17 protein-coding genes are annotated in these 22,444 nt (G+C 61.0%); 5 read left to right on the forward strand and 12 right to left on the reverse strand.

Going from position 1 to position 22,444, the window contains the following annotated elements; translation table 11 throughout:
• Positions 1-18 precede the first annotated feature (18 nt).
• The 4 genes from BLS60_RS09240 to BLS60_RS09255 all read right to left on the reverse strand — a co-directional run bounded on the left by BLS60_RS09240 (position 19) and on the right by BLS60_RS09255 (position 5,257).
• Positions 19-1,092: a polyamine ABC transporter substrate-binding protein gene (locus BLS60_RS09240; protein ID WP_241077601.1), complete on the reverse strand. Its 1,074-nt coding sequence runs from the start codon at positions 1,090-1,092 to the stop codon at positions 19-21.
• Positions 1,093-1,267: 175 nt separating this feature from the next.
• A complete protein-coding gene (locus tag BLS60_RS09245; RefSeq protein ID WP_070880450.1) occupies positions 1,268-2,368 on the reverse strand; it encodes a polyamine ABC transporter substrate-binding protein in 1,101 nt (366 codons plus the stop codon).
• A gap of 107 nt (positions 2,369-2,475) precedes the next feature.
• The gene (locus tag BLS60_RS09250) at positions 2,476-3,843 is read right to left on the reverse strand and encodes an aspartate aminotransferase family protein (protein ID WP_092367162.1); all 1,368 of its coding nucleotides are present in this window, start codon (positions 3,841-3,843) and stop codon (positions 2,476-2,478) included.
• 55 nt (positions 3,844-3,898) lie between these two features.
• Positions 3,899-5,257 carry a glutamine synthetase family protein gene (locus BLS60_RS09255; RefSeq protein WP_092367165.1) on the reverse strand — a complete coding sequence of 453 codons (1,359 nt, stop codon included), beginning with the start codon at positions 5,255-5,257 and terminating at the stop codon, positions 3,899-3,901.
• 824 nt (positions 5,258-6,081) lie between these two features.
• Here BLS60_RS09255 and BLS60_RS09260 point away from each other — a divergent pair.
• Together BLS60_RS09260 and aguA are read left to right on the forward strand one after the other, a co-directional pair.
• Positions 6,082-7,461 carry a glutamine synthetase family protein gene (locus tag BLS60_RS09260; protein ID WP_092367168.1) on the forward strand — a complete coding sequence of 460 codons (1,380 nt, stop codon included), beginning with the start codon at positions 6,082-6,084 and terminating at the stop codon, positions 7,459-7,461.
• Positions 7,462-7,569: 108 nt separating this feature from the next.
• Complete coding sequence (gene aguA, locus BLS60_RS09265; protein WP_092367171.1) at positions 7,570-8,679, forward strand: agmatine deiminase; 1,110 nt, start codon at positions 7,570-7,572, stop codon at positions 8,677-8,679.
• A gap of 89 nt (positions 8,680-8,768) precedes the next feature.
• Here aguA and BLS60_RS09270 read toward each other — a convergent pair whose 3' ends face one another.
• The 3 genes from BLS60_RS09270 to desA form a co-directional block, all read right to left on the reverse strand.
• Positions 8,769-10,097, reverse strand: coding sequence for an OprD family porin (locus tag BLS60_RS09270; protein WP_092367174.1), 1,329 nt, complete (start codon positions 10,095-10,097; stop codon positions 8,769-8,771).
• Positions 10,098-10,520: 423 nt separating this feature from the next.
• Positions 10,521-11,486, reverse strand: coding sequence for a GGDEF domain-containing protein (locus BLS60_RS09275; protein ID WP_070880305.1), 966 nt, complete (start codon positions 11,484-11,486; stop codon positions 10,521-10,523).
• Between the two features lie 156 nt (positions 11,487-11,642).
• Positions 11,643-12,827 (reverse strand): delta-9 fatty acid desaturase DesA, encoded by a 1,185-nt coding sequence (desA, locus tag BLS60_RS09280; RefSeq protein ID WP_070880306.1) that lies wholly within the window; start codon positions 12,825-12,827, stop codon positions 11,643-11,645.
• A gap of 162 nt (positions 12,828-12,989) precedes the next feature.
• Here desA and BLS60_RS09285 point away from each other — a divergent pair, with 162 nt between their 5' ends.
• Positions 12,990-15,251 (forward strand): putative bifunctional diguanylate cyclase/phosphodiesterase, encoded by a 2,262-nt coding sequence (locus BLS60_RS09285; protein ID WP_092367177.1) that lies wholly within the window; start codon positions 12,990-12,992, stop codon positions 15,249-15,251.
• Positions 15,252-15,307: 56 nt separating this feature from the next.
• On the opposite strand, the gene BLS60_RS09290 is transcribed toward BLS60_RS09285, so the two are convergent.
• Positions 15,308-15,985, reverse strand: a complete 678-nt coding sequence (locus tag BLS60_RS09290) for a glutathione S-transferase N-terminal domain-containing protein (protein WP_092367179.1) — start codon at positions 15,983-15,985, stop codon at positions 15,308-15,310.
• A gap of 277 nt (positions 15,986-16,262) precedes the next feature.
• On the opposite strand from BLS60_RS09290, the gene yccS reads away from it, so the two are divergent.
• Together yccS and BLS60_RS09300 are read left to right on the forward strand one after the other, a co-directional pair.
• Entirely contained in the window at positions 16,263-18,452 is a 2,190-nt protein-coding gene (gene yccS, locus BLS60_RS09295) for a YccS family putative transporter (protein WP_092367182.1), read from the forward strand.
• An 11-nt stretch (positions 18,453-18,463) separates the two neighbouring features.
• Complete coding sequence (locus BLS60_RS09300; protein ID WP_092367444.1) at positions 18,464-18,946, forward strand: GreA/GreB family elongation factor; 483 nt, start codon at positions 18,464-18,466, stop codon at positions 18,944-18,946.
• A gap of 2 nt (positions 18,947-18,948) precedes the next feature.
• Here BLS60_RS09300 and BLS60_RS09305 read toward each other — a convergent pair whose 3' ends face one another.
• From BLS60_RS09305 to fba, 4 genes are all read right to left on the reverse strand, one after another.
• Positions 18,949-19,455 carry a M48 metallopeptidase family protein gene (locus tag BLS60_RS09305; protein WP_070880310.1) on the reverse strand — a complete coding sequence of 169 codons (507 nt, stop codon included), beginning with the start codon at positions 19,453-19,455 and terminating at the stop codon, positions 18,949-18,951.
• A 42-nt stretch (positions 19,456-19,497) separates the two neighbouring features.
• On the reverse strand, positions 19,498-20,613 hold the full coding sequence (locus BLS60_RS09310; protein WP_092367185.1) for a PQQ-dependent sugar dehydrogenase: 1,116 nt from the start codon (positions 20,611-20,613) through the stop codon (positions 19,498-19,500).
• Positions 20,610-21,056 (reverse strand): hypothetical protein, encoded by a 447-nt coding sequence (locus BLS60_RS09315; protein WP_092367188.1) that lies wholly within the window; start codon positions 21,054-21,056, stop codon positions 20,610-20,612. The genes BLS60_RS09310 and BLS60_RS09315 overlap by 4 nt, the downstream gene beginning before the upstream one ends.
• A gap of 249 nt (positions 21,057-21,305) precedes the next feature.
• A complete protein-coding gene (gene fba / locus BLS60_RS09320) occupies positions 21,306-22,370 on the reverse strand; it encodes a class II fructose-bisphosphate aldolase (RefSeq protein WP_092367191.1) in 1,065 nt (354 codons plus the stop codon).
• Positions 22,371-22,444 lie beyond the last annotated feature (74 nt).

The following is a 22,444-nucleotide window of genomic DNA, read 5'->3' on the forward strand; positions in this document are numbered from 1 at the left end:
GGCCGGGCGCTAAAGGGTTCATCTTCCGGACTTGATCTTCGTCCAGCTTCGCGTCATCAGCCGCTGCGCCTTGGGCGGCAGTTCGGCCATCACGTACAACTTGTCCAGCACGGGCTGCGGTGGATACACCGACTCGTCTTGGCGAATGTCCTGATCCATCAGCTCCCCGGCCTTGGTGTTGGGGTTGGCATAACCGACGTAATCACTGACCCCGGCGATCACTTGCGGATCGAGCAGGTAGTTGATGAACGCATGGGCCTGTTCGACATTGCTGGCATCCTTGGGGATGGCGAGCATGTCAAACCACAGATTGGCGCCCTCCTTGGGGATCGCATAGGCGATTTCGACGCCCTTTCCGGCCTCCGCGGCACGGTCTGCTGCCTGTAAAACGTCTCCGGAGTAGCCGAACGCTACACAAATGTTGCCGTTGGCCAGGTCACTGATGTATTTCGAGGAGTGGAAGTAGCTCACGTAGGGTCGCACTTCCAGCAACTTGGCTTCAGCCTTGGCGTAATCGTCGGCGCTTTGGCTGTTCGGATTCATGCCCAGGTAGTTGAGTACCGAGGGAATCATCTCGTCTGCCGAGTCCATGAATGAAACGCCGCAAGCCGCCAGCTTTTTCATATTCTCGGGTTCGAACAACACAGCCCAGGAGTCGATTTTCTCGACGCCCAGCACTTCCTTGACCTTGGCGACGTTGTAGCCAATGCCATTGGTGCCCCACAAGTAAGGCACTGCATATTGATTGCCCGGGTCGTTGGCTTCGAGCTGCTTGAGCAGCGCCGGGTCGAGGTTGTTCCAGTTCGGCAGCTTGCTACGGTCGAGCTTCTGAAAAGCCCCCGCCTTGATCTGCTTGCCGAGAAAATGATTGGACGGCACCACCACGTCGTAGCCGCTGCGGCCGGCGAGCAGTTTGCCTTCCAGGGTTTCGTTGGAGTCGAAGACGTCGTATACCGGCTTGATGCCCGTAGCCTTCTGGAACTCGGCCAGGGTCTCCTCACCGATGTAATCGCTCCAGTTGTAGATATGCACAGTACCGTCCGCATAGGCGGAGGTTACGAGGCCAACTGAAAGCGCCGTCGTGGTCAGAATCTTGCCCAGGGGAAAATGCACAGGTCGTCCTCTTCTCATGGCCCATCACCGTCAAGCGATGCGTCGCGGTTTGGGTAAGCATTGCAACAGGTCACAACGCTCGGCGGCGGCGATCCGCCCGTTATCAGTGCAGGAGCGAACCGCGGCGATGATAACCGCCGCGGTTGCAGCTCGATCAGCGACCAGACTTGATCTTCGTCCAGCTGCGGGTCATTGCGCGCTGGGCTGCCGGTGGCAGATCCGGGAACGCGTAGAGCTTGCCCATGGTTTCCTGGGTCGGATACACACCCGGGTCGTTGCGGATAGCCTCATCCACCAGCGGCGTGGCCTTGGCATTGCCGTTGGGGAAGTGCACCTCGTTGGTGATTTCCGCCATGATTTCCGGCTTCATCAAGAAGTTCATGAAGGCATAAGCCGACTCGACGTTCTCTGCATCAGCCGGGATGGCCACCATGTCGAAGAAGGTACCGGCGCCTTCCTTCGGAATGTTGTAGGAAACCTCGACCCCACCGCCCGCTTCTTCAGCGCGAGACTTGGCCTGGTAGATATCACCCGAATAACCCACGGCTACGCAGAGGTTGCCGTTGGCCAGGTCGGAGATGTACTTGGAGGAGTGGAAATAGGTGACCGATGGACGGATCTTCAGGAACAGCGCTTCGGCTTCCTTGAGCTCTTTCGGGTCGGTGCTGGTCGGCTCGTAGCCCAGATACTGCAGCGCGATCGGCAGGATCTCGGTTGGCGAATCCAGGAACGACACGCCACACGCCTTCAGCTTCTCGATGTTCTCCGGCTTGAACAGCAGGTCCCAAGAGTCCACCGGAGCGTTCTCGCCCAGCACAGCCTTGACCTTTTCCGCGTTGAAGCCGATGCCGATCGAGCCCCACATGTACGGGAACGCGTACAGGTTGCCCGGATCGCTGACTTCCACGGTTTTCAGCAGGTTCTTGTCGAGGTTGTCCCAGTTCGGCAGCTTGGACTTGTCCAGCGGCTGATAAACCTTGGCCTTGATGTGCTTGGCCAGGAAGTTGTTAGACGGCACTACGATGTCGTACCCGGATTTGCCGGCGAACAGCTTGGCTTCCAGGGTCTCGTTGGAGTCGAAGACGTCGTAGGTGACCTTGATGCCGGTTTCCTTGGTGAACTTGGCCACCGTGTCTGCAGCGATGTAGTCCGACCAGTTGTAGATGTTCAGTACCTTGCCATCAGCCTGCGCCATACCGGCCACGCTGCCAGCCAGCGTCACGGCCAGTAGAGTTTTGCCGAAAGTCTTGATCATGCGGTTCAGCTCCATTTGTGGTGTCGATTATCGGCAACCATGCTAGATCGCATGGCCGCCTTTTTTGGCCGGCGCAGTCTGGCGATAAGTGCCCTATCGCTCAACCCTTAAACCAGTAAAGCACGGGCGGTGAGGTCCAGACAGGTGCGAGCCTTTTCCACTAACTCGTCGATTTCATGCTTACTGATCACCAACGGCGGCGAAATGATCATGGTGTCGCCGACGGCGCGCATGATCAATCCATTGTCGAAGCAGTGCCCCCGGCAAACCATGCCGACAGCCCGATCACTCGGATAACGTTCACGGGTCTGCTTGTCCTTCACCAGTTCGATGGCACCCAGCATACCAACGCCACGAACTTCGCCCACCAACGGATGATCCGCCAGCTCACGCAGTCGTTTTTGCAAATACGGTGCCGTTTCTTCTCTGACTGTCTCGAGGATCTTTTCTTCGCGCAGAATTCGAATGTTTTCCAACGCCACCGCCGCTGCCACCGGGTGCCCGGAGTAGGTGAAGCCGTGGTTGAAATCGCCGCCCTCGCTGAGCACCGCGACGATCTCGTCACGCACCACCAGGCCGCCCATCGGCACGTAGCCGGAGGTCAGCCCCTTGGCGATGGTCATCAGGTCCGGTGTATTGCCGTAATAATCGCTACCAAACCACTCACCGGTGCGGCCGAACCCGCAGATCACCTCATCGGCGACGAACAGGATGTCGTACTTGGCGAGAACCTCGCGTACCCGCGGCCAGTAGCTGTCCGGCGGGATGATCACGCCACCCGCACCCTGAATGGGCTCGGCGATGAACGCCGCGACATTGTCTTCACCGACCTCGAGAATCTTCTTCTCCAGCTCATCGGCCGCCCAGATGCCGAAGGCCTCGGGCGTCATGTCGCCACCCTCGCCAAACCAGTACGGTTGCGCGATGTGCACGATACCCGGAATCGGCAGGTCGCCCTGCTCGTGCATGCCTTTCATGCCGCCGAGGCTGGCACCCGCCACGGTAGAGCCGTGGTAACCGTTCTCGCGAGCGATCACCACCTTCTTGGCGGGCTTGCCCTTGAGTGCCCAGTAATGGCGCACCATCCGCAGCATGGTGTCATTGCCCTCAGACCCCGAGCCGGTAAACACCACGTGGTTCATGCCAGCCGGAGTGATCTCGGAGAGCGCCTTGGCCAGCTCCAACACCGGCGGGTGGGCGGTCTGGAAGAAGGTGTTGTAGAACGGCAGTTCCCGCATCTGCTTGCTGGCCGCTTCGACCAGTTCCTCACGGCCGTAACCAAGTGCGACGCACCACAGGCCGGCCATGCCATCGAGAATCTTGTGGCCTTCGCTGTCCCACAGGTGCACACCGTCGGCCCGGGTGATGATGCGCGGACCCTTTTCGGCCAATTGTTTGAAATCGCTGAAGGGCGCCAGATGATGGTCGCGGCTCATGGCCTGCCAATACTGGGTTTGCGGGTTGTTGACCGACATGTTCACCTCCTTCTATAGACGGGGCCGTGCGGATCGCGCAGCAGCCCCGGTTGAGTCATACCGAGAGCAGCAGAAACTCGCGTTCCCAGGAGCTGATCACCCGTTTGAAGTTCTCGTGCTCGGCACGCTTGACCGCCACGTAACCGCTGACGAATTTTTGGCCGAGGTATTGCTCGACCACCTGGCAGGTTTCCATACGCTCCAGCGCAGCCTCGAGGGTCAACGGCAGGCGCAGGTTGCGCCGCTCGTAGCCACGGCCGACCACAGGTGCGCTCGGCTCGATGCCTTCGACCATGCCGATGTAGCCGCACAGCAGGCTGGCAGCCAGCGCCAGATAAGGGTTGGCGTCGGCGCCGGCCAAGCGGTTCTCGACCCGGCGATTCTGCGGCGTCGCATCAGGCACGCGCAGGCCAACGGTGCGGTTTTCCTCGCCCCACTCAACGTTCACCGGCGCCGAGGTGTCCGGCAGGAAGCGGCGGAACGAGTTGACGTTCGGGGCGAACAGCGGCAGCAGCTCGGGAATGTACTTCTGCAGCCCGCCGATGTGGTGCATGAACAACTGACTCATCGAGCCATCTTCGTTGGAGAAGATGTTCTTGCCGGTGCTCATGTCGACGATGCTCTGGTGCAGGTGCATGGCGCTGCCCGGCTCATCGGTAATCGGCTTGGCCATGAAGGTCGCGGCCACGTCGTGCTTGAGCGCCGCCTCGCGCATGGTGCGCTTGAACACCAGAATCTGGTCAGCCAGATGCAGCGCTTCGCCGTGACGGAAGTTGATTTCCATCTGCGCCGGGCCTTCTTCGTGGATCAGGGTGTCCAGATCCAGGCCCTGCAGCTCGCACCAGTCGTACATGTCTTCGAACAGCGGATCGAATTCGTTGGCCGCGTCGATCGAGAAACTCTGCCGACCGGTTTCCGGACGCCCGGAGCGGCCCATGGGCGCTACCAGCGGAAAGTCCGGGTCGCTGTTGCGCTTGGTCAGGTAGAACTCCATCTCCGGCGCCACGATCGGCTGCCAGCCTTTATCGGCGTAGAGACGCAGGACCTTCTTGAGGATATTGCGCGGCGACAGCTCGATCGGATTGCCTTGCTTGTCGTAGGTGTCGTGGATCACCTGGGCGGTGGGCTCGATGGCCCAAGGCACAATGAACACGGCGTTCTCGTCCGGGCGGCAGATCATGTCGATGTCGGCCGGATCGAGCAGATCGTAATAAACGTCGTCTTCGACGTAGTCGCCGGTAACCGTCTGCAGCAATACGCTTTCGGGCAGCCGCATGCCCTTTTCGTCGAGGAATTTATTGGTCGGCGAGATCTTGCCACGGGCGATACCCGTCAGGTCGCTGACCAGACATTCGACTTCGGTGATCTTGCGTTCTTTCAGCCAGCTGGAGAGCTGGTCCAATTTGGTGCTCATAGAGACCTCAGGTTTTTTGAAACCGGCATCCTCGGCCGGCTCGACATGTCCCGCGCTCAGGAAATCTCTGCTCGACGTTTGCCAGAGCGCAGGATAATTCGGCTTGTCACGCAGCCTCCGGCACGTGCTCGTGACGCCATATCGGTGCGGTAGACAGCCCGCTGTTGCACGTGGCCAGCCATTGTTCACCACACCGCTCACGACTGTAACCGACCTGGGTTACAGCCGACAGACCCAGGCTCTGCTGCAATGAGCGAGCCGCAGCGCCTGCGTTGCAAAAAAACCAGTCACCGGGGCGAACGGATGACCATCGTCGGCTACCACACATGATCAGCAGGGTAGATATAGAAGGTGTCAGGGAATCGATAGGGTTGCCACGCTGTGCGGTTTCTTGAGCGGGGCAAGCGCGGCTGATTGCTGCGCTCTGCACAGGGGATGGGCGCGGGTCAATTGCTTGTGGCAGGGGCCCGCGGTCGATGGGCAAGCACGGGCACACCCCATGCTGCGCGGCACCGGCAATGACGCTGACTAGCGACATGCGAATCATCAGACACCCGTATTGTTGGATTATTCTGGGTCGTGACGGAGCTTAGCTTTGTTCATTTTTTTATACAACAGGACTCACAGCGCCAATCTGACTTGCGGCACACACGGCCAAATTGGCGCAGAGACGAGCTGTCGAAATGCCCTGAAACGCCCTGAAAATGGCCACTACGCCCTAATTCAGGGCAGACTTCGCATATCTTGACAGCCTCTGACGTTTGGGATTGACTCCAGACTAATCAACCACTGATTGATATTTTCAACAACATAGGTGTTGCATCATGTCGGTACCCCTGCGTGCCGTTCAGCTCAATGAAGCGAACGCGTTCCTCAAGGAACATCCTGAGGTTCAGTTCGTCGACCTTCTGATTGCAGATATGAATGGCGTGGTGCGTGGCAAACGCATCGAGCGCGCCAGCCTCCACAAGGTGTATGAAAAGGGCATCAACCTGCCGGCCTCGCTGTTCGCGCTGGATATCAACGGCGCCACCGTGGAGAGCACTGGCCTTGGCCTGGATATCGGCGATGCCGATCGTATCTGCTTCCCCATCCCCAATACCCTGTGCAAAGAGCCCTGGCAGAAGCGCCCAACCGCGCAGTTGCTGATGACCATGCACGAGCTGGACGGCAGCCCCTTCTTTGCCGACCCGCGCGAGGTATTGCACCAAGTGGTGCAGAAGTTCGACGAACTTGGCCTGACCATCTGCGCGGCCTTCGAACTGGAGTTCTACCTGATCGACCAGGAGAACGTGAATGGCCGCCCGCAGCCGCCCCGCTCGCCGATCTCCGGCAAGCGTCCTCACTCGACCCAGGTCTACCTGATCGACGACCTTGATGAATATGTCGATTGCCTGCAGGACATGCTCGAAGCCGCCAAGGAGCAGGACCTGCCCGCGGACGCCATCGTCAAGGAGAGCGCCCCCGCGCAGTTCGAAGTCAACCTGCACCACACCAAAGATGCACTCAAGGCCTGCGACCATGCGCTGCTGCTCAAGCGCCTGATCAAGAACATCGCGTACGACCATGAAATGGACTCGACCTTCATGGCCAAGCCCTACCCGGGCCAGGCGGGCAACGGTCTGCATGTGCATATTTCGCTGCTCGACAAGAAGACCGGCGAGAACATCTTCGCCACCGAAGATCCGGAGCAGCATGCGCCGTTGCGTAATGCCATCGCTGGCATCCTCGACACCATGCCCGCGTCGATGGCTTTCCTGTGCCCGAACGTCAACTCGTACCGCCGCTTCGGCGCGCAGTTCTACGTGCCGAACGCGCCGAGCTGGGGCCTGGATAACCGCACCGTCGCGGTTCGTGTGCCGACCGGCAGCAGCGATGCCATCCGTATCGAGCACCGTGTGGCCGGCGCCGATGCCAACCCGTACCTGATGATGGCGTCGATCCTTGCCGGCATTCACCACGGCCTGACCAACAAGCTGGAGCCGGGCGAGCCGATCGAAGGCAACTCCTACGAGCAGCTGGAGCAGAGCCTGCCCAACAACCTGCGTGATGCGCTGCGTCAGCTGGACGACAGCGAAGTGATGAACAAGTACATCAGCCCGGCGTACATCGACATCTTCGTGGCGTGCAAGGAAGCCGAACTGCAGGAATTCGAAACGACCATTTCCGATCTCGAATACAACTGGTACCTGCATACGGTCTGAGTGATTCTGCGTCGCTAATGCCGCCACTTGCAGTTCAAGCCCCTGAAAAAACGCAGGCTGAGATAGACTTCGGTTTATCTCAGCCGCGCCCTGTCACGGAGTAACACCATGTCCACCCTGACCACCACGCCCCGCGCCGATGGCTTCCGCATGCCGGCCGAATGGGAACCGCACAGCCAGACCTGGATGGTCTGGCCAGAACGCCCCGATAACTGGCGCCTGGGCGGTAAGCCTGCGCAGCATGCGTTCGCCGCCGTGGCCAGGGCCATCGCTGAGTTCGAACCCGTAACGGTCTGCGTGTCGGCGGCGCAATACGAAAACGCCTGCGCGCATTTGCAGCACGAGCGCATTCGCCTGGTGGAAATGACCACCGATGATGCCTGGGTGCGTGATACCGGCCCGACCTTCGTGACCAGCGCAAGCGGCACGCTGCGCGGCGTCGACTGGGGCTTCAATGCCTGGGGCGGTTTCGAGGGCGGTTTGTATTTCCCTTGGCTGCGCGACGATCAGGTGGCGAGCAAGGTGCTCGGTATGGAGGGCTGCGACCGCTATCGCACCGAGGGCTTCGTGCTCGAGGGCGGCTCGATCCATGTCGATGGCGAGGGCACCTTGATCACTACCGAGGAATGCCTGCTCAACCACAACCGCAACCCGCACCTTAACCGTGAACAGATCGAAGTCGTGCTGGCCGAACACCTGGCCATCGACAGCGTCATCTGGCTGCCGGATGGTCTGTTCAACGATGAGACCGACGGGCACGTGGATAACTTCTGCTGCTACGTACGCCCAGGCGAAGTGCTGCTGGCCTGGACGGACGATCAACAAGACCCTAACTACTCGCGCTGTCAGGCCGCTATGCGCGTATTGGAAAACAGCCGCGATGCCAAGGGCCGAACACTGACCGTGCACAAGATGCCGATCCCTGGCCCCCTGCACGCGACCGAAGATGAATGCGCGGGCGTCGATCGCGTACTCGGCAGCCAGGAACGCAGCCCAGAGGTGCGCCTCGCCGGCTCCTATGTGAACTTCCTGATCGTCAACGGCGGTATCGTCGCGCCAAGCTTCGATGACCCGAAAGACCAGGAAGCCAAGGCCATTCTCGAGCGCCTGTTCCCCGAGCACCGTGTCGTCATGGTGCCGGGTCGAGAAATTCTCCTGGGCGGTGGCAACATTCATTGCATCACGCAACAGCAACCCGCCGTGACTGCAGCAAGCTGAAACCAGGCAATTCCAGACAATAAAAAGCCCGGAACCAGTCCGGGCTTTTTATTGATACGAGCCGCCGCGTAGAGCGACTCGGACGCTGCTTACATCAGCGGGATGCTGTAGCTGACGATCAGGCGGTTCTGATCTACATCGCCGGTCGACGTTTGGCTACGCAGCGAGGCATTCCGCCACGCAAAGCCCATGCCTTTCAGCGAGCCTTCCTGCAGCACGTAGCTGACGGTCAGGTCGCGCTCCCACTCCTTCTGATCGCCACCAACGGCCTTGATGTTGTCACCCTTCATGTACAGCACGTTGGCGGTCAGGCCTGGGACGCCAACCTTGCCGAAATCGTAGCCGTACTGGGTGATCCAGGTACGCTCGCCAGCACGGGCGAAGTTGGTGATCTGACGGTCGGTGATCAGGTAAGTGGTAGCACCACCCTGCCCAGGGATCGAAGTTTGGTTCAGCTGCATGAAGTTGCTATCACCCGAAACCTGCTGATAACCGGCGCTCAGCGCGTGGCCTTCCAGGCTGTAGGTGAAGAAAGCACTCCAGGTGCGGTTGTCAGCCTCACCGTTGTTACCCGGCTTACCAGCGGCGCGGAAACCTTCAGCACGTCCAGCGGTGCTGCCGTTCTTCCCATCGGAGTTGGTGTCGAAGTAACGCAGATCGGACTTCAGCGAGCCAGCGCCCAGAGCCAAAGTATGGGTCAGACCCAGGAAGTGCTGCTTGTAGAAATCATCCAGGTTGCCGTAGTAGTACTGAACCAGCAGATCCTTGTTGATCTTGTAGTCGGCACCACCGTAGTAGAACTTGTTGCTATCCGCGCCATTGGTGGCGCCGGCGATGGCAAGTGAATCAGCATTGCTGGAAGTACGGCCCTTGGCGTGTTCCAGCTGACCGGCAACCAGTGTCAGGTTGTCGATTTCATTGGAGGTAATCTGCGCGCCTTCGAAGGTTTGCGGGATCAGACGACCATCGTTGAAGGTCACGACTGGCAGCTTCGGCTGCAGGGTGCCGACATGGGCTACGGTCTTGGAGACACGAATCTTGCCAGTCAGGCCCAAGCTGCTGAACTCATCAACAGCGCTGTTATCGCTATCGGTAGGGAACAGAACGCCCGGAGTACGGCTACGGTCCGCCTTGTTAGTCCGACCACCGGAGTCCAACTTGACACCCAGAAGCCCTAGCGCGTCTACACCGAAACCAACTGTGCCTTCGGTGAAACCAGACTGCAGGTTCAGCTGGAACGCCTGACCCCACTCTTTGTTGCTGGGGGTATCGGTATCACGAACATCGTTATTGAAATAGAAGTTACGCAGGTCAAGCTTGGCCTTGCTGTCTTCGATAAACGCCGCGTTCGCGACGTTGACCAGGGTCAAACCCAGAGTGCCGGCGGCTACGGCCAGCGCTAGGGAAGTCTTTTTCATCGTGATCTCTCCAGTGTCTTTTCTTTTATTGGTTTGCAGCACATCGGACTGACGGGGCTTCATGGGCGAAAGATCAGCCGAATTCGGGGCACGACCGCCATTGCCAGGCAGCCGAAAAGACGCCACAGGCAAGGACAGCAGCACGCAAGCTCAGTAGTTGGAATTAATCGAATTCAGGGAACGGCAAGGAATGCATAAAAAGCGCATCGTACATTCTCGGCATTGTTATTCTCGGCCTCGCACGGGCCGTTGCTGGGCAAATCTAACACAGCAGGTTACATGCCATGGCTGACTCGCGTCGCATAACTGCAAAGATTTCAGTTGGTTACCGAGAATGGCGCACAAGCCAGCGGACGCTCAAAAAGCAACCATGAGCAATTATCCGCTGACCCTCTAGAAGCATACGGCGGCTTTTCGCCACTTTCAGCTGGTGACGATCTGATTTTTCCCCTGCCGTTTGGCCTGGTACATGGCCGCATCGGCGCGCGCATACAGCACATCCAGACCTGGATCGCCGCTGCGCAAGGAGGTCAGGCCCTGGCTGACCGTAACACCAAAGGTCTTACCCTCGTGATTGAAGGCCAGACGCTGAATTTCGCGCTGCAAACGCTGGGCAATCTGCGAGGCCAGCTCCGGCTCGCAGCCCGGGAATAGCGCCGCGAACTCTTCCCCACCGATACGCCCGAACAGATCGCCACGGCGCAGCACCGAACTGGCGCAGTTGGCCAGCTGCTGCAGCACCTGGTCACCGACCTGATGGCCATAGTTGTCGTTGATGTGCTTGAAATCGTCGAGGTCCAGCAGCAGGAAACCCAACGGCTGCCCTTGATTGCGGGCCAGTTCGAACTCGCTTTGCGCGCATTCGAAAAAGTGCCGACGGTTGCTGCTCTGGGTCAGCACGTCGGTGGTTGCCAGGCGGTGCAACTCGCCTTCCAGCTGCTTCTTCTCGGTGATGTCTTCGGCAATACCAAAAATGATCGGCGTTGCCCGGCTGTCACTGTTGCGACCGATGAAGCACTTGTCACTGAGCCAACGAATCTCGCCATCCGCCCTGATGATGCGGTATTCGCGCGCTTCGACAGCGCCAGTTTCCAGCACCTTGGCCATACTTTCGGCGGCGAATTCCAGATCATCTGGATAAATGCTGTTACGCCACTCGCCGTAATCGGCAAGCAACAGCCCAGCTGAACGCCCAAACACGCGCTCATAGGCCGGGCTGACGTAGGTGATCTGCTGGCTTGCCCAATCGAACGCCCAAAGTACCGCGTTAACGCTGCCCAGCAAGGTGCTGAACAGTTCTTCACGCTCGCGTAACCGGGTGCCCTCGGCGCGGCTGTGTAACAGCGCCATGGTCAACTCTTCCAGGTCGATAGTGCCGAGTTCGTCCATATACCGATCCTGCAGTGCCAGATTAAGTGCGGTGGGGCTGCCAAACAGGATCAAAAAAGCCCGCCGAACGGCGGGCTTTCATGTGGCAACCGGGTCACTGCTATGACCATGGCCGCTTCAGGCGGTTCAGAGCGCCTTATGCGAATGAGCGCCGGGTCACACTGCAACCGGGCGCAATGAGTAGGTCTTGAGCTGCTCGGCGAAATCCCGAAGGGATTGAATGCCACTGGCTTCGGCATCCTGCACCCAATGCTTCATCGCCTCGAGCATGTCGTGGCCATTCGCGCTGGTCTTGGCCCAGATCTGCTGCAACGCCAGGCGCTTCTCGTAGATGACCTTGAGCGAATGGCTGTGCGCCAACATCGCATCGATATGCACTTGCTGGTTGTCCTGCAGCAGGCTCGGCTCGCGCGACAACAATCGCTTGGCACGGCGGAATTGATGGCGCACCGACTCGTCGGCCTTGGCCAGCTCCTGCTTGACCAACGGGCCGATGACTAACTTGCGGTACTGGGCCATGATCTGGAAGCGGTTGTTGAGAATCGCCATGGCAGTGTCCATGTCCAGAATGCCCTTGCCCGGCACCCGGTGCGCGATCGGCGCGACACGCTGCACCTTGGCCAGGCGCAGGAAGCTGAACACGCGTATCCACGCCCAGCCCATATCGAACTCCCAGCGCTTGACCGACAATTTGGCCGAATTGGGATAGGTGTGGTGATTGTTGTGCAGCTCTTCACCGCCGACGATGATGCCCCACGGCACCAGGTTGGTGGCGGCGTCACGGCATTCGAAGTTGCGATAGCCAATCGCATGGCCCAGGCCATTGATGACGCCAGCGGCCCAGAACGGAATCCACATCATCTGGATGGCCCAGACGGTAAGGCCGAGCGCGCCAAACAGCGCCACATCGATGACCATCATCAGGGCGATACCGCCCATGGGAAAGCGCGAATAGACCTTGCGCTCGATCCAATCGTCAGGGCAGTTCTTGCCGTAGATGCGCAAGGTATCCTGATTCTTCGCCTCGTCGGCATACAACTCGGCGCCCTTGCGCATCACCGTACCCAGGCCCTTGATGACAGGGCTGTGAGGATCATCGGCGGTTTCGCACTTGGCGTGGTGCTTGCGATGGATGGCAGTCCACTCGCGGGTGTTCATGGCCGTGGTCAACCACAGCCAGAACCGGAAGAAGTGTTTGAGCGCAGGGTGCAGCTCGAGGGAGCGGTGCGCGGAATAACGATGCAGATAGACCGTGACGCTGACGATGGTGACATGAGTCATCAGCAAGGTGGTGAGGATGAGTTGCCAGACCGAGAGGTCGAGAAAACCGTTGTACCACATGGGCAGGGGTACCTCTTGCAGAGAAAGACGCAGCGGCCGACAGGCCGACGACGCATTATCAACGACACTCTATGGAAAACCACTGGGACTTTTGGCTAAGGATGTTACAACGGTGGCCACAGCGATGACCTTCCCACGAACCCCAGAACCGAATCGTCCGTTATGACTACTCGCCAAGGCGCACTGCGCCTGACTTTGAACTACTTGGTAGTCGCCAGCCTGTGGGTTTTCTGCAGCGACATGCTGTTGACCTCATTGGGCCTGACTGTCCGACAGACGGAGCAGATTCAGGTGTGGAAGGGGCTCACCTTCGTCCTCCTGACCAGTGCCCTGCTGTATGTCACGATACGTTGGCACCTCGAGCGACAGGCGCGTATTGGCAGCGCACTGCAGGCCAGTGAAGAACGCCTGAGCCTGGCTCTCTCGGCCACCGAAGATGGATTGTGGGATTGGGATCTGCAGCGCCAGAAGGTCTTTTATTCGGCGGGTTATCACGCGCTGCTCGGCTTGCCCGAGGGCGCTCTGAGCAATGACCGCGCGCAATGGGAGCAGCTGCTGCACCCGGATGATCATCCGCGCTACCAGCGCGCCCTCGCCGAGATCCTGCAGGCCGACCACGACACACCCTACGAGAACACCTTTCGCCTGCGCCACCATGATGGCAGCTACCGCTGGATACTCTCGCGAGGCCGCGTGCAGGTGGACGCCAAGGGTCAGCCTGCGCGGTTCATCGGCACGGTCAAGGACATCACCCAGCGGCGCGCCGATGCCGACAGCCTGCGCCAGGCAGCCGCCGTATTCGAAGCCACTCAGGAAGGCGTGCTGGTCACCGATGTGCAGCAGAGGATTGTGCACATCAACCCCGCCTTCAGCCGCATCACGGGTTACAGCGAAGCGGAAATTCTCGGTCAGCATCCGACGCTGCTGAAATCGGGCCGTCATGACGCTGCGTTCTACCAGCATCTCTGGCAGACCCTGCAAACCGAAGGCATCTGGAGCGGCGAAGTCTGGAACCGCCGCAAAAACGGCGAAATCTATCCACAATGGCAATGCATCCGCGCTATTCACGATGACAATGGCCTGCTCAGTCACTATGTGGCGGTGTTCTCCGACATCAGCGTGCTCAAGCACTCACAGGATGAACTCGACCACCTCGCCCACCACGATCCGCTGAGCAATCTGCCCAATCGCCTGTTATTCACCGAGCGTGTCGAGCACGCCCTCGGTCGCGCGCAAAACGAAGCACACCGTGGCGCGGTGATGGTGATCGACCTGGATCACTTCAAACATATCAACGAAAGCCTCGGCCACAACATCGGCGACCTGCTGCTCAAGGCCGCTGGCGCACGGTTTGCCAGGCAACTCGGCAAAGCCGCGACGCTGGCAAGGCTGGGCGGTGACGAATTCGGCCTGCTCAGTGAAGACTGCGGCCAGGCCGAGCAGGCCGCTCAATTGGCCCAACAGCTGATCGACTGCCTCACCGAGCCCTTTGTGCTCGAGGGCCAGGAGCTGTTCATTTCCGCCAGCATCGGTATCAGCCTGTACCCGCAAGATGCGCAGACCGTCGAGCAGGTGCTGCGCAATGTGGACTCGGCCCTGTTCAAGGCCAAGAACAGCGGTCGCGAAGGATTCGCCTTTTATGATCATGCGCAGACCGAGCACGCACGCCAACGCATAGAACTGATCGCCGGCTTGCGACACGCCCTCGAAAACGAAGAGCTGCGCGTGCATTACCAACCGCTGTGCCGCCTGGATGATGGGCAGATGGTTGGCGTCGAGGCGCTGGTGCGCTGGCAACACCCGCAGCGTGGGCTGGTGCCGCCCGGTGAATTCATTCCGGTTGCCGAGGACAGCGGCATGATCAATGCCATCGACGCCTGGGTACTGGAGCATGCGTGCCGGCAGATGGTCGCCTGGCGCGCGGCCGGCAGCCCGCTGCAGTTCGTGGCGGTGAATATCTCCAGTCGCCTGTTCAGCCGCGGCGAGCTCGATCAGCGGGTCGCCAGGGTGTTGGCACAGACAGGCTTGCCTGCCGATTGCCTGGAGCTTGAGGTGACCGAAAGCGCGGTCATGGATGACCCGGACCAGGCCCAAGCGCTGCTCGAGCGTTTACGCAGCCTGGGCGTGCGTCTGGCCATCGATGATTTCGGCACCGGCTACAGCTCCCTGGCCCGCCTCAAGCGCCTGCCGGTGCAGAAACTGAAGCTCGACCAAAGCTTTGTTGCCGGCCTGCCCGACGACAAGGACGACCGCGCGATCACCCGCGCAGTAATCGCCCTCGCCCACAGCATGGAAATGAACGTACTGGCCGAAGGCATAGAACGCGTCGAGCAGCAGGATTATCTGCGCGAACTCGGCTGCGATTATGCCCAGGGCTATTTCATCGACCGCCCCGTGCCAGCCGATGCGTTGAAACTGACCTAGCCTCGATTGGCTGGGCGGGACCCTACCGCTGAAAAGAGCCCGCAACGCATCGCGCCTTAGAACAGCGCTTTGCGCGCCTCGCTGCTGAGCACTTCCTCAGGACGCTGCGCGACCGCCTCGGCAACCTGATAGGCACGCTGCACAGCAGGACGGTTACCCATGCGCGCCAGCCAGGCAGCCATATTGGGAAAGTCTTCGAGACGCTGACGCTGCAGCTCCCAGCCCTTCGCCCACGGATAGATGGCGATATCCGCGATGGAATAGTCCCCGGCTACATATTCGCGCCCCTCCAGCTGACGATCCAGCACCCCGTAAAGACGCGCCGTCTCCGTCACGTAGCGCTCGATGGCATACGGAATTTGCTCGGGAGCAAAACGCACGAAATGGTGATTCTGCCCAGCCATTGGCCCCAGTCCGCCCATCTGCCAGTGCAGCCACTGCTGCACCTCTACCCGCAGGCGCGGCTGCAGCGGCAGAAAGCGGCCAACCTTGTCGGCCAGGTATTCGAGAATCGCCCCGGATTCGAACACTGAAAGCGGCTCTCCGCCATCGCTAGGGTTGTTGTCGACGATGGCCGGAATGCGGTTGTTTGGGGATATTTTCAGGAATGCCGGCTCGAACTGCTGGCCGGTGCCGATATTCACCGGATGCACGTTGTAATCGAGCCCGCTTTCTTCGAGGAAAATGCTGACCTTGTGGCCGTTGGGGGTCGTCCAGTAATGGAGGTCGATCATGGGGCGCTCCTGTCGGTCGGGCACAGCCGCCTGACGGCTGTCGGTTTGGCGATGAGTAGATTTGGAGCGGAGCCGGCGGCGCAGAGTTCAGGCTCGGTGACCTCGCCGCCCGGCGAGGCGTCCAGCATGCTCGTTGGATGAATAGACTGGTAGCGCGCATTTTCGGAGCGCCGTGCAAACCGCCGCTCGCTCTGCTGGTCACAAGCGAGGCACAATCGAAATGCCGCAGCCCCAAGGCCGCGGCTCCGTCCCTTACCCGAGAAGGTTTCCGATCCGGATGTCGTCCCCCTCCCTGCGCCACTCGCTGCGTCGTCTCTGGGCGCTGGACAAGTTCAGCTACAGCCTGCGGGTGTTCATTGCTCTCGGCGGCAGCCTGGCGCTGTGCTGGTATCAGGGCTGGATGCACAGCCTGATTCCGCTGTTTCTCGGGGTGATCGCCAGCGCCCTGGCCGAGACTGATGACAGCTGGCAAGGCCGGCTGGCGGCGCTGCTGGTAACCCTGGGCTGCTTCAGCGCCGCCGCCTACACGGTAGAGTTCCTGTTTCCCTACCCGTGGCTGTTCGTTAGCGCGCTGGCACTGTCGACGTTCGCACTGACCATGCTGGGGGCGCTCGGCGAGCGCTTTGCGACCCTCGGCTCGGCGACGCTGATCCTGGCGGTGTACAGCATGATCGGCGTGGAGCAGCGCGGCGGCGTTGCCGGCCTGTGGCTGGAGCCCCTGCTGTTGGTCGCTGGCGCGGCCTGGTACGGCGCCCTGTCGGTGCTGTGGCACGCACTGTTCGCCCATCAGCCGGTACAGCACAGCCTGGCGCGGCTGTTCCGCGAACTGGGCCTGTACCTCAAGCTCAAGGCGGCGCTGTTCGAACCGCTGCGCCAGCTGGATGTGGAAGCGCGTCGCCTGGCCCTGGCAAAGCAGAACGGCCGCGTCGTGGCGGCGCTCAACGCGACCAAGGAAATCATCCTGCACCGGGTCGGCAACGGTCGGCCAGGCCCGAAGGTCAGCCGTTACCTGAAGCTGTATTTTCTTGCCCAGGACATCCACGAGCGCGCCAGTTCCTCGCACTATCCATACAACGACCTGGCCGAGGCATTTTTCCACAGCGACGTGATGTTCCGCTGCCAGCGCTTGCTACGTTTACATGGCAAAGCCTGCCACGCGCTGGCCCAGGCCATCGAGCTGCGCCAGCCATTCGAATATGGCGAGCAATACAGCCAAGCGCAGGCTGATCTGCAGGCTTCACTGGAACACCTGCGCATCCAGAGTAATCCGGCCTGGCGTCACCTGCTGCGCTCGCTCGGCGCACTGGCTGGCAACCTCGGCACGCTCGACCGCCTGCTCGGCAGCGCCAGCAACCCCGACGCCCTGGCCGAGGAGCAGGACAGCTCGCTGCTCGACCGCGAGCCGCAGTCGCTGCGTGACGTCTGGGAACGCATCCGCCTGCAGCTCACGCCCACCTCGCTGCTGTTCCGTCATGCCCTGCGCCTGTCCATCGCGCTGGCGGCGGGCTATGGCGTGCTGCACTGGATTCATCCGACCCAGGGCTACTGGATCCTGCTGACCACGCTGTTCGTCTGCCAGCCGAACTACGGCGCCACCCGGATGAAGCTGGTGCAGCGCATCATCGGTACGGTGCTCGGCCTGCTGCTTGGCTGGGCGCTGATCGATCTGTTCCCGGCTCCACTGATCCAGGCATTCTTCGCCGTCGCGGCCGGCGTGGTGTTCTTCGCCACCCGCTCCAGCCGCTACACCGTGGCCACCGCCGCGATCACCCTGCTGGTACTGTTCTGCTTCAACCAGGTGGGTGACGGCTATGGGCTGATCCTGCCACGGCTGTTCGACACCCTGCTCGGCAGCCTGATCGCCGGACTCGCGGTATTCCTGATTCTGCCGGACTGGCAAGGCCGGCGCCTTAACCGCGTGGTGGCCAACACCCTGAGCTGCAACAGCACCTACCTGCAGCAAATCATCCGCCAATACGCCGAGGGCAAGCGCGACGACCTCGCCTATCGCCTGGCGCGGCGCAACGCCCATAACGCCGATGCAGCACTGTCTACCACCCTGGGCAACATGCTCATGGAGCCCGGGCACTTCCGTAAGGAAGCAGATATCGGCTTCCGCTTCCTGGTGCTCTCGCACACTCTGCTCAGTTACCTGTCGGGCCTTGGCGCGCACCGCGGTGAGGCCTTGCTGGTGGAAGAACACAGCGACCTGCTCAGCAGTGCCGGGCGCATCGCCGAAAGTCTCGACGAGATTGCCCGCGGCCTGGTTGAACAGACCCAGGTCGCCATCCAGAGCGACAGCGAGGAGCAGCTAGCGGCGAAGCTAGAGCAGATACCGGATGAAATGGATGACTCGCAGCGCCTGGTGCAAACCCAACTGTCGCTGATCGCCCGGCAGCTCGGCCCGTTGCGCACGCTGGCCGCGCACTTGCTGAAGAATCGCGCCGCAGCGGCTGCCACGCGATGAGCCAGGCGCCTGTGGATAAGCAGCTGATTGCCCGGCAGGTCGTCGAGCAGCTCGGCACAGACCTGCTGGCCGCCGAGCAGGCCGCGCGGGTCGCCCACGAAACGGCGACCCACGAGGAAAACATCGCCGAGAACAAATACGACACCCTGGGCCTGGAGGCGGCGTACCTGGCCGCCGGGCAAGCTCGGCGCGTCGAGGAGATCGGCTTGAGCCTGCGCGCCTGGCGCCAGTTGCAGTTACGCCCCTACGACAAGGCGCTGGGCATCCGCCTGAGCGCGCTGGTGCTGGTAGCTGACGAAAACGGCCACGAACAATGGCTGTTCCTCGGCCCGGAGGGAGCGGCCCTGAAGATACATATCCAGCAGCAGGCCATTCTCGTCCTCAGCCCCCACGCACCTCTAGGCCAACGGCTGCTGGGCCGACACCCGGGCGACGAGATCGAGTTGACGGTTGCGGGGCGGGTGCACCACCATGAAATCATTGCGGCGTACTGACGTCAGGCCGGCGCGCCAGCTTGCAGGTCCTTCCAGGTCAGGTACAGGCGCAGGTCGAACTCCAGCTGCCCGTAGTCCGGCAGCATGTATTCGCAGAGTTTATAGAACGCCTTGTTGTGATCGCTTTCCTTCAAGTGCGCCAGCTCATGCACCACGATCATCTGCAGGAACTGCGGCGCAGCCTCGCGAAACAGCGACGCGACGCGAATCTCTTTCTTGGCCTTGAGCTTGCCGCCCTGCACCCGCGAGATGGTGGTGTGCAGGCCAAGCGCGCGATGGGTCAAGTCCAGGCGATTGTCGAACAGAACCTTGTCGATAGCCGGCGCGTTCTTCAGGTGCTCCTGCTTGAGCGCCATGACGTAAGCATACAGCGCCTTGTCGCTCTGAATCGTGTGGTGGCCGTCGTAACGCTGGGCCAGGTAATCGCCCAGGCGCCCGCCCGCGATCATCTGGCGCACCTGCTCCTGCAGCGAGGCCGGATAGGCCTGGAGGTACTTCAATACTGTCATGACGGCTCACGGATCGAGGCGGGCCTTGAATTATGCCTCAACCTACAGCGGTACGACCCGTAGCAGCCGGCCTTCGGCGCTGTCGGTCAGCAGGTACAATGCACCGTCAGGTCCGTCGTACACGCCGCGGATGCGCTCTTCGAGCTCCTGAAACAGCACGTCTTCACCGGCTAACCGGCCTTTTTCCAGACGCACACGGCGTACGCTTTTTTCTGCCAGCGTCGATACGAACAGATCGCCCTTCCAGAGCGGGAAGCGATCACCGCTGTAGAGCGCCAACCCGGACGGCGCTACAGAGGGCGTCCAATGCAACTGCGGCGGCAGGTAGCCGGGCAACTCGGTAAACGGCGTGACCATCGCGCCGGTGTAGTCGACGCCGAAAGACGTCAGCGGCCACCCATAGTTGCCACCGGCCTGCAGCAGATTGAGCTCATCACCGCCCTTGGGACCATGCTCGTGGCTGTACAGCCGCTCCCGTGCGCTGTCGTAAACGATGCCTTGCACGTTGCGGTGCCCCAGGCTGTAAATCTCCTGCGCGGCGCCCTGTTGGCCGCGCAGCGGATTGTCGTCGGGGATGCTGCCGTCACGGTGCAGGCGCACCGTCTTGCCCAGATGATTGGCCGGGTTTTGCGCTTGTTCGCGCCAGTCGAAGCCATCACCGAGGGTCAGCACCAGCGTGTCGTCAGGCAGGAAGGCGATCCGCCCGCCGTAATGCGAGGCGCCCGCCTTGGCCGGTTGGGCCGTGAACAGGACCTCGAAGTCCCTTAACTCAGTGTTGACCAGACGCGCCCGCGCCAGCCGCGTGTTGTTAGCGTCGATATCGCCATGGGCATAGCTCAGGTAGATCCACGGGTCGTCGGCGAAGTGCGGATCCAGCACCACTTCCATCAAGCCCGCCTGGGTGGCGACGAAGGGCGTCGGCATCCCCGCGATCGGCTCGGCCTGCAATTTGCCCTGGGCGTCGATCATACGCAGCTGCCCGGTACGCTCGGTGACCAGCATGCGGCCATCCGGCAGGAAGGCCAGGGACCAGGGATGCTCCAGGCCGCCGGAGACGGTTTCGATCCGGTAATCGGCCCGGGCCAGCACGCCTGCGCAAAGCCCGAGAACCAGCAGCACAGCGCTTACCGTCACGCGTTTATTTCGAGAAAGGGTCATCGGCGGCCACCACTGCGCAGGCGCGCATAGGCCAGGCTGCCGAGGCTGCCGCAGACCATCAGCGCCAGGGTGCCAGCCAAGGTACGGTTGGCACCGATCAGGGTCGGCATGGGCGCTACGGCATTGGCCACACTCAGCGCCAGCCAGACAGCCAGGGCGCCGGCCAGCGCAAATACCAGCCAGCGCAACGGGGCGAGGGCAGATGACAACCAGGTAGCTACCGGCAACGCGACGATGAAGGCGGCGATGATCAACACGGCGAACGTCGGGCTGAAACTGAACAGGTCATGCACGGTGGCGTGCACGCGAATACTGCCGGGAATGGTGGCGCCAAGCTGTTGCAAAGCGGCGAGGTTGAACTGGGTCTGAACGATGCTGCCAAGCAGCGTGGCCACCAGAACGGCGCCGCAGAACGGCAGCCAGGGGCGGGAATTTTGAGGCATGGTGCCGACATCCTGAAACGCGTGACGGCAGTATGGCGTAGAGCGCGCGGCAAGACGGTGCAGGTGTTTTACATGGTTTTACACCGCTGCGCCGGCTGCCGAAAAAGCCAGGCTGGGTGCGTGCCTGAGCAACGCATCCATGACGATGCACCGCTGTGAGTCAAGCCGTGATCACCCTGCACATGGCCCAATAAAAAGCCGCTTGTCCATGACGGACAAGCGGCTTGTGGCCAGCGAGGAACGCTTCGATCAGTTGATCTTGGCGGCCAGCTCACCCTTGGCGTAACGCTGGAACATGCCTTCCAGGGAGATCGGTTTGATCTTCGAGGCGTTGCCGGCGGTGCCGAAGGCTTCGTAGCGGGCGATACAGATATCACGCATGGCAGTGATGGTATGGGCGAAGTATTTGCGCGGGTCGAACTCGCTCGGGTGCTCGGCCAGGAAGCGGCGGATGGCTCCGGTGGAGGCCAGACGCAGGTCGGTGTCGATGTTGACCTTGCGCACGCCGTACTTGATGCCTTCGACGATCTCTTCGACCGGCACGCCGTAGGTTTCCTTGATCTCGCCACCATGCTCGTTGATGATCGCCAGCCAATCCTGCGGCACCGAGCTGGAGCCGTGCATCACCAGGTGGGTGTTGGGAATGCGCTTGTGGATGGCCTTGATGCGCTCGATCGACAGCACGTCACCAGTAGGCGGCTTGGTGAACTTGTAGGCGCCGTGGCTGGTGCCGATGGCAATGGCCAGGGCATCGACCTGAGTCTTCTTGACGAAATCGGCCGCTTCTTCCGGGTCGGTCAGCAGTTGGCTGTGATCGAGCACGCCTTCCGCACCTACGCCGTCTTCTTCACCGGCCATGCCGGTTTCCAGGCTGCCCAGGCAACCCAGCTCACCTTCAACCGATACGCCGCAGGCGTGGGCGAAGGCAACGGTCTGCTGCGTGACACGAACGTTGTACTCGTAGTCAGCCGGCGTCTTGCCGTCTTCTTTCAGCGAGCCGTCCATCATTACCGAGCTGAAGCCCAGCTGAATGGAGCGTTGGCAGATGTCCGGGCTGGTGCCGTGGTCCTGGTGCATGCACACCGGGATGTGCGGGAATTCTTCGATGGCGGCAAGAATCAGGTGACGCAGGAACGGCGCACCGGCGTACTTGCGGGCACCCGCAGAGGCCTGGACGATGACCGGCGAATCGGTCTTGTCGGCAGCTTCCATGATGGCGCGCATCTGCTCGAGGTTGTTGACGTTGAAGGCCGGCACGCCGTAGCCGAATTCGGCGGCGTGGTCGAGCATCTGGCGCATGCTGATAAGTGCCATGTTTTGCTATCTCCCGATAGGGCTCGTTAATCGTGCAAGCCTGCCGCAGTGGCAGGCGCTATTCAAGTTCTGCG

Origin of the sequence: Phytopseudomonas seleniipraecipitans (genome assembly GCF_900102335.1) — a bacterium.
Lineage (GTDB): Bacteria > Pseudomonadota > Gammaproteobacteria > Pseudomonadales > Pseudomonadaceae > Aquipseudomonas > Aquipseudomonas seleniipraecipitans.

Excerpts from the sequence above, each read along its gene's own strand:
- BLS60_RS09245 (WP_070880450.1), bottom strand. The coding sequence starts at position 2,368 with ATGATCAAGACTTTCGGCAAAACTCTACTGGCCGTGACGCTGGCTGGC.
- BLS60_RS09250 (WP_092367162.1), bottom strand. The coding sequence starts at position 3,843 with ATGTCGGTCAACAACCCGCAAACCCAGTATTGGCAGGCCATGAGCCGC.
- BLS60_RS09255 (WP_092367165.1), bottom strand. The coding sequence starts at position 5,257 with ATGAGCACCAAATTGGACCAGCTCTCCAGCTGGCTGAAAGAACGCAAG.
- BLS60_RS09260 (WP_092367168.1), top strand. The coding sequence starts at position 6,082 with ATGTCGGTACCCCTGCGTGCCGTTCAGCTCAATGAAGCGAACGCGTTC.
- aguA (WP_092367171.1), top strand. The coding sequence starts at position 7,570 with ATGTCCACCCTGACCACCACGCCCCGCGCCGATGGCTTCCGCATGCCG.
- BLS60_RS09270 (WP_092367174.1), bottom strand. The coding sequence starts at position 10,097 with ATGAAAAAGACTTCCCTAGCGCTGGCCGTAGCCGCCGGCACTCTGGGT.
- BLS60_RS09275 (WP_070880305.1), bottom strand. The coding sequence starts at position 11,486 with ATGGACGAACTCGGCACTATCGACCTGGAAGAGTTGACCATGGCGCTG.
- desA (WP_070880306.1), bottom strand. The coding sequence starts at position 12,827 with ATGTGGTACAACGGTTTTCTCGACCTCTCGGTCTGGCAACTCATCCTC.
- BLS60_RS09285 (WP_092367177.1), top strand. The coding sequence starts at position 12,990 with ATGACTACTCGCCAAGGCGCACTGCGCCTGACTTTGAACTACTTGGTA.
- BLS60_RS09290 (WP_092367179.1), bottom strand. The coding sequence starts at position 15,985 with ATGATCGACCTCCATTACTGGACGACCCCCAACGGCCACAAGGTCAGC.
- yccS (WP_092367182.1), top strand. The coding sequence starts at position 16,263 with ATGTCGTCCCCCTCCCTGCGCCACTCGCTGCGTCGTCTCTGGGCGCTG.
- BLS60_RS09305 (WP_070880310.1), bottom strand. The coding sequence starts at position 19,455 with ATGACAGTATTGAAGTACCTCCAGGCCTATCCGGCCTCGCTGCAGGAG.
- BLS60_RS09310 (WP_092367185.1), bottom strand. The coding sequence starts at position 20,613 with ATGACCCTTTCTCGAAATAAACGCGTGACGGTAAGCGCTGTGCTGCTG.
- BLS60_RS09315 (WP_092367188.1), bottom strand. The coding sequence starts at position 21,056 with ATGCCTCAAAATTCCCGCCCCTGGCTGCCGTTCTGCGGCGCCGTTCTG.
- fba (WP_092367191.1), bottom strand. The coding sequence starts at position 22,370 with ATGGCACTTATCAGCATGCGCCAGATGCTCGACCACGCCGCCGAATTC.